At 66.5% G+C, this 6,679-nt stretch carries 6 protein-coding genes; 1 reads left to right on the top strand and 5 read right to left on the bottom strand.

Features of this window, described 5'->3' with window-relative positions; translation table 11 throughout:
- The first annotated feature begins 229 nt into the window (after nt 1–229).
- Complete coding sequence (locus KBZ07_RS14465) at nt 230–1,828, top strand: alpha/beta hydrolase (RefSeq protein ID WP_254932267.1); 1,599 nt, start codon at nt 230–232, stop codon at nt 1,826–1,828.
- 3 nt (nt 1,829–1,831) lie between these two features.
- Here the strand turns inward: KBZ07_RS14465 and KBZ07_RS14460 are convergent, their stop codons facing one another.
- From KBZ07_RS14460 to KBZ07_RS14440, 5 genes are all read right to left on the bottom strand, one after another.
- Nucleotides 1,832–2,998, bottom strand: coding sequence for an ATP-binding protein (locus KBZ07_RS14460; protein ID WP_254932266.1), 1,167 nt, complete (start codon nt 2,996–2,998; stop codon nt 1,832–1,834).
- Nucleotides 2,999–3,133: 135 nt separating this feature from the next.
- Nucleotides 3,134–4,165: an ABC transporter permease gene (locus KBZ07_RS14455; RefSeq protein ID WP_254932265.1), complete on the bottom strand. Its 1,032-nt coding sequence runs from the start codon at nt 4,163–4,165 to the stop codon at nt 3,134–3,136.
- Nucleotides 4,162–5,601, bottom strand: coding sequence for an ABC transporter substrate-binding protein (locus KBZ07_RS14450; protein WP_396124112.1), 1,440 nt, complete (start codon nt 5,599–5,601; stop codon nt 4,162–4,164). Before KBZ07_RS14450 ends, KBZ07_RS14455 begins: the two co-directional genes overlap by 4 nt.
- Nucleotides 5,602–5,809: 208 nt before the next feature.
- Nucleotides 5,810–6,034: a hypothetical protein gene (locus tag KBZ07_RS14445; RefSeq protein WP_254932263.1), complete on the bottom strand. Its 225-nt coding sequence runs from the start codon at nt 6,032–6,034 to the stop codon at nt 5,810–5,812.
- Nucleotides 6,035–6,294: 260 nt separating this feature from the next.
- Nucleotides 6,295–6,679: ACT domain-containing protein (locus tag KBZ07_RS14440; protein ID WP_254932262.1), on the bottom strand; the 385-nt coding region annotated here is incomplete at its 5' end.

Raw genomic sequence — 6,679 nt, 5'->3', positions numbered from 1 at the left:
AACACGATCGGCGTTAGGTACAGCACACCTCCGGCTCCAAAGGAAGCCACTAGGCGTACTAGGGCCACCTGGCGCAGTGCCGCCGGAAACTGGCCCAGCCAGCCGGACTGCGCCGGACTGGCGTTACCTGGCGGACTGGCGGAACGGAAGGGGCGCAAACGGGCCGTTAGCTAGGTGAGGTGAGTCTGGCGCCCTGGCGCGGGAGAATAAGAAACCCTTGCCTTTGGCCTTGGCTCGCCGCTCGTTCCGCCTTTGGTGTTGCTTTGCCGGAGCTCTGGCCCTGGGCTGCATGCCTGCTTGGGCTGCCGAGGAGTTGGTGCTGCAACTCGATGGCCTGGAGCTGCCCATCGACCTGGTGGCCCTGGAGTCTTGGACTCGCCAGCCCGAGCAGGCAGGGAATGGCCTGCAAGCGTGGCTCACGCTGCTGGATTCCCAGAGTCGCCGCGACCTGGTCCGCTTGCTGCAGGCGCCGCTGCTGCGGGATCGCAGCTTTGGGCTGCAGCTGCTCAACAGCTGGACCGGTGAGCAGATGCTTAAAGAAGCCGGCAGCCTGCTGACCACTGGCCCCGCTGACCGCAGCACGGCACCGCTGCTGCTCAGCAGCCTGCGTCAGTTGCTGGAGCGGCAGAGCAGCGTCTCCGCCCTGGAGCTGCTGCGGGCCCTGCCTGTGGCCAGCGTCACCCTGCGCCTCGATGGGGCGCTGCAGCTGGCTGGACAGTGGCGCAGCCAGCTGAAGCGGCAAAACACTGCCCTCCAGCGGTTGCGCCAGCTGCCCCTGCCCCGGCGTAGCTCCAGTCCTTTGGGGTTTACGAGCGCCGTGCGGCGCCAGCCCCAGCGCCTGCAGTTGCCGGTGCCCCATCGGGTGGCGCCCCTGCCTCTGGAGCTATGGCCTGCCCAGCAGGCCCGCCGTGGCCCTTGGCTACTGCTGATGCCGGGCCTGGGCGGCAGCGCCGACCAGCTCAGCTGGTTGGCGGCGGCTCTGGCCGACCGGGGTTGGCCCGTCTTGGTGGTGGTCCATCCCGGCAGCGACCAGCAGGCACTGCAGGCGTCGCTGCTTGGTGATGCCCCACCGCCCGGGGCCGAAACCCTGCCCCAGCGCCTGGCAGATCTGCAGGCCGTGCTTGAGGCCCAGCGGGAGGGTCAGCTGCCTGCTTTGGGCCCGGCGCCTGCGGGGGAGCAGGGAGTGGTGCTGGGGGGGCACTCGCTTGGTGGCCTGGCTGCGCTGATGGGGGCTGGCCTGGTGCCGGAGCGGGGACTTGGTCGCCGTTGTGAGCTGGCCCTGGCGTCCTTGCCGCTCACCAACCTGTCGCGGCTGCTCCAGTGCCAGCTGCCTCGGATCACCGGTGATGGCGACGCCAGCGCAGGCCCCTTGCGGTCCCAGGCCACGCCCTTGCTGGGAGTGGTTGCCTTCAATGGTTTCGGCAGCCTGCTTTGGCCCCACCGCGGCCTGCAAGACCTCAACGTGCCGGTGCTGCTGGTGGGCGGCAGTCTCGATCTGGTGACGCCTCCGGTGCAGGAGCAGCTGGCCGTGTTTGCTGGAGCCACCCATCCCCACAGCCGCCTGGTGCTGGTGGAGGGGGCCAGCCATTTCTCACCGGTGCGTATCGACAACCGGGGCGAAGCGTTGTTTCGACTCGGTGAGGAGCTGGTGGGCATCGAGCCCCTGAAGGTGCAGGCGCTGCTGCTCAACGTCACCAGCGAATTTCTGCAGGGCTTTGAGCATCCATTGCTGCTTTCCCCCCAGCGGCGCGAACAGGACGGCGTCCGGGCCTATGTGCTCGATCGCCACCAGGCTCGCCGCTGGCAGGGGTTGCTGCCGCCGGAGTGAGCTTCAGCGGCTGGCCTGCAGCAAGGTGCAGAGCTGGCTGGGGTTGATCCTCTCGATTCCATCGCCGATGCCGTATTGCTCGTCACCGGCGTAAACCAGGAAGCTCCGCTTTGGCTGCAGGTCGGCCCGGGCCTGATGGAACCCCTTGCCTGGTTTCGCGGCCAGGCCGCGTTTCACCTCGATCGCCCAGCGCTCGGGCCCAGGCAGATCCAGCACCAGGTCCATTTCAGCTCCGGCAGCGCTGCGGTAGAAACAAGCCTGTGTGCGCTCGGGAGCGACGCTGAGCAGCTGCTCGATCACGAAGCCCTCCCAGCTGCCGCCGGCCACCGGGTGGCCCAGGACCGCTTCCCGGTTGTCCAGGCCCAGCAGGGTGTGCAGCACGCCACTGTCCCGCACATACACCTTGGGTGATTTCACCAGCCGCTTGCCGGTGTTGCTGTGGAATGGTGGCAGACGTCGCACCAGCAGCAGGTCAACCAGCAGATCTAGGTAGCGAGCGGCCGTTTTGCCATCCACTCCCAGCCCCCGGCCCAGCTGGGCGGTGTTTAGGAGGCCTCCCTGGTCGTGGGCCAGCATGGTCCAGAAGCGCCGCAGGGTTTCCGCTGGGATCCGAGCACCGAGCTGGGGAATGTCCCGCTCTAGGTAGGTACGAATGAAGTTGCTGCGCCAGATCACGCTGCCGGGTTCATCACCGGCCAGAAAGCTCTCCGGAAAGCCGCCGCGAATCCACAGCAGCTCCTGCTGCGGTGCTCCCACCTCCAGCAGGTTGAAACCCTCCAGTTGCAGGTAGGCGATGCGTCCCGCCAGAGATTCGCTCGATTGGCGCAGCAGATCGAGGGAGGCGGAACCCAGCAGCAGAAAGCGATGGCTCCGCCTGCCGCTGCGGCGGCCCTGGTCGATCAGGCCCCGTAGCACGGCAAACAGCTCGGGCAGCCGTTGCACCTCATCCAGGATCACCAGCTTGTCGGCATGGCTGCTCAGATACAGCTCGGGGTCGCTCAGCCTGGCTCGATCGCCTGGCGATTCCAGATCGAGATAGAGACTCGTTTGATCAGCGGCGATCTGTTCCGCAAGCGTCGTTTTGCCCACCTGCCTGGGGCCCAGCAGAGCCACGGCGGGAAACTGATTCAGCCGCTCGCGCACCAAGGCCAGCTTCTGCCGCTGCAGCACAGGTTCCTCTGCTTTTACACACTATTTATCCTTGCATTTCTGGAGCAAGGCTCCCGATTTGCAAGGATTTTGCAAGTTTAAGACTCAGGTTTAAAGCTCAGGTTTAAGGCTCAGGCTTGAGCTTCAGAGACAAGCTCAGAACTTGATGCGCGGATCGAGCACGGCCACCAGTAGATCCACCAGCACCGTCACCAGCACCACCAGGCCGGCCACCACCACCACGATGCCCTGCACCAGCGGGTAGTCGCGCTGGCCGATCGCTTCCTGCAGCCGGAAGGCGATGCCGGGCCAGGAGTAGGTGACCTCGATCAGCAGCGCTCCGCCGATCAGCGACGCCACGGTGATGCCCGTGATCGTGAGCACCGGCAGCAGGGCATTGGGCAGGGCGTGGCGCAGCACCACCCGGGCCTCGCCCAGGCCGCGGCTGCGGGCTGCTTCCACGTAATCGGAGCCGAGGCTGCGGCGCAGATTGAGTCGCAGCGAGTTGGCGAAGATGCCGCTGAGCAATAGGCCCAGGGTGGCCGCTGGCAGCACCAGATGGCGCACACTCCCTAGCAGCAGCTGCCATTCGCCCGTGGCCAGGCCACTGCGCAGGCTGTCGAGCAGGTAGAAGCCGCTGCCCTCGGGCGGCAGCAAGGTGGGCGGGAAGCGCCCCCCCACCGGCAGCCAGCCCAGCCACACCGCAAACACCAGCTGCACCACCATCGCGGCCCAGAAGGGCGGTAGGGCATAGGTGCCGATGCCGTAGAGCCGGCCGGCGAGATCAAGCTTCCCTTCCGGGCGGGCAATGCCGGAAAAGCCCACCGCTAAACCCACAACGGCAGCCAGCAGCAGGGCCACCACCCCCAGCTCCAGGGAGGCCGGCAGGCTTTGGCGAATCACTTCCGTCACCGGTTCCTGGTTGGTGAGCGAGGCGCCTAGGTCGCCGTGCAGCAATTTCCCTAGGAAGCTGCCGTACTGGTGCAGCAATGGTTGATCCAGGCCCAGCTGTGTCCGCAGCGCTGCCCGGGCGCTTTCGGGAGCGCGGGTGCCGAGCAGGGCGTCGATCGGATCCCCAGGCGCCAGCCGCAGCAGCAGAAAAACCAGGCTGGCGATCAGCCACAACATCAATGGCGCCAGCGCCAGCCGGGCGGCCAGGTAGCGCGATAGGGCCCGACGGCGACTCATGGTTTGGTGCTCCCTTGGGGGGTCTGCTTACGGGTCAATTCCCGTAGCAGTAGGCGGCCGGAGCCATCGAAACGGGGCTGGCTGATGCTGGGCTTGGCCCAGGCTCGCGGTGCCACCAGCCACACCGGTAGGTAGGGGTTGGCGGCGGCGGTTTGGCGCTGGATGCGGCGCAGCAGGGCGGCGCGGGCGGGGCCAGCTACATAAGCACTGTGCTCCAGGTCTTGTTGCAGGCCGGGTTTGGCCCAGAAACTGCCACTGGCGGCGCTGGCCCCCTTGAGACAGCGCTCCCCTTTGGCTTCCTCACAGCCCAGCAAGGGCACCAGGTAGTTGTCGGCATCGGGAAAGTCGCCCATCCACTCCAGCAGGATTAGGGGGAAGGCCCCTTCCCCCAGCTGGCGGTAGGCGGTGGTGGCCTCCATGCCGGTCACCTCGAGCTCAACGCAATCGCCCAGATCTTGCTGCAGCTGGGCCTGCCAGGTGAGGGCAAACATCCTGTCGGCGGGGATGTTGGAGCGGAAGGTGAGCGGCAGGGCCAGGCGCTTGCCCTGGCAGTAACCGGCCTGGCGGTAGAGCTGGCGGGCCTTGGCTGGGTTGTAGCTGGGCCAGGCCTGGGGGTCGGAGCCCTTGAGGCTGGGGGGTACCAGCTCGCGCAGGGGCGGCCGCAGGCCCAGGGTTACCCGGCGGCTGATGGTGTTGCGATCGAGGCTGTAGGCCACCGCTTGGCGTAGCCGGGGATCGTTGAGGGGCGGCTGGTCGGTGAGCAGGGTGAGGTAGCCGATCTCCAGTGCCGGACCGCTGCCCTCCCGCAAGCTTCCAGCCGCAGCCTGGCGTCTCAAGGCGGCCTGCTGGTCGATTTCGAGGCTGGTCGAGAGCAGCACATCCACCTCGCCGCTCTGCAGGGCGCCGTAGAGGGCGGTGGAATTACTGAGCGACACCAGGTCGATGCCGCCATTGGCGGGTTTGGCCCCCCAATACCCCGCAAACGGCTCTAGGCGTTGCTGCTGACCTGTGAAGAAGCTGAGCCGGTAGGGCCCGGTGCCCACGAAGCGGTCATTGAGGAAGCGATTGCGGTGGTTTTTGTAGGCGCTGGGGGAGAGGGGCGTCAGGTTGACGGCGCTGAGCAGCTCGGCCAGGGGGCTGACGGGGCGCTTGAGCGTCAGCTCGATTGTGTAGGGCCCCACGGCCCGCGCTGCACCTACCCGATCGCCCAGCAGGTAGCTGAGCTTGCCGATAGCCAGGAAGCGCTCCAGGCTGAACACCATGGCTGCGGCATTAAACGGAGTGCCGTCGTGGAAGCGCACGTCCTGGCGCAGCTGGATCTGGGCCTTGAGGCCGTCGGCACTCAGCTGGGGCAGCGCCACTGCCAGACGCGGCTCCAGCTGGCCAGCGGCATTGATCGCATAGAGCGTATCTCCGATCGCGCTCAGCAGCTGCATGGCGCCGAAGGTGTAGGCGCCGCCTGGATCAACCGTGTCGATGCGGTTTTTGCTGGCAACTACCAGCCGGTTGGCCGACGCCTCGTGCTCGGGCCGGCAGCCGGAAAGAGCCAGACCAGCTGCCAGGGCGCTGGTCAGCAGGGCTGCCGCCAGGGTTTGGTTCAGCCGCGGAGCGCGGGGCAAGGGGCGGCAGTCAAATCAACGCCATTCAAGACCGATGAGGCCAGGCAGGGCGCACCTGTTGCAGGGAAATTTCAAACACTTCCGATCCCTGCCGCGCCAGGGGCCAGCGGCGCAGCCAGCAGCGGTCGTGGTGGTCGTCGACGCCGATCACTTGGTATAGCTGCTCATCGCTTTCAAGCTGCACGCAGGCACCTTGGTGCAGGTTGACTGTGCTCGAGGCCTGGGCACTGGAGCAGGTGGGGCCGGTCATGGGGTTAGGGGCTAACTGATTGGTGCTTGCTGGGCCGATGTTGCGGGGGATAGGGGCTGAACACTGTTCGTCTCGCTACAAACATCGGCCTGGGTGTGGGGATCTCGACAGGGCTTGCCGCAGCACTGGCCCCTTCAGATCAGACCCCGCTGGGGTCTTAATAATTAATTTCGATTTACGCCCCCACTGTGGCCTGCCGCTGGCCCCAGTGGCCAGTTGATGGCGATTTGGAGACCTGATGGAGTCAATCAGGCCCGCTGCTACAGGGTGCGCAGGCAGGCGGCCACGGCCTGAACATCTGTCAGGGCCTCGATTGCGGCTAGGGCCTGGCGGAAGTTGGCTTCGCAAACCTCGTGGGTGATCACCACGATTTCGGCGCCGCCGGCGCTCTGGGTTTCGAACTGCACTATCGATTGAATCGACACCCCCGCATCGCCAAAGCAGGTGCCGATCGCACCGATCACGCCGGCCCGGTCGCTGGTGCGCAGCCGCAAGTAGTTGCGGTGGCTGGTTACGGCGCTCTCTACCAGGCGGCAGTCGCGCCAGCTGCCAGCTGCCAGCAGGGGATCGAGGGGCGCCTGAGTTCCCCTATCGCCAGTGGCCTGGCGGATGCCGGCGATGTTGAGAATGTCGGCCACCACCGCC

It is taken from the genome of Cyanobium sp. BA20m-14 (genome assembly GCF_024346295.1).
Note: the sequence above shows the minus strand (reverse complement) of the source record. Positions and strands in the feature narration are given on the sequence as shown.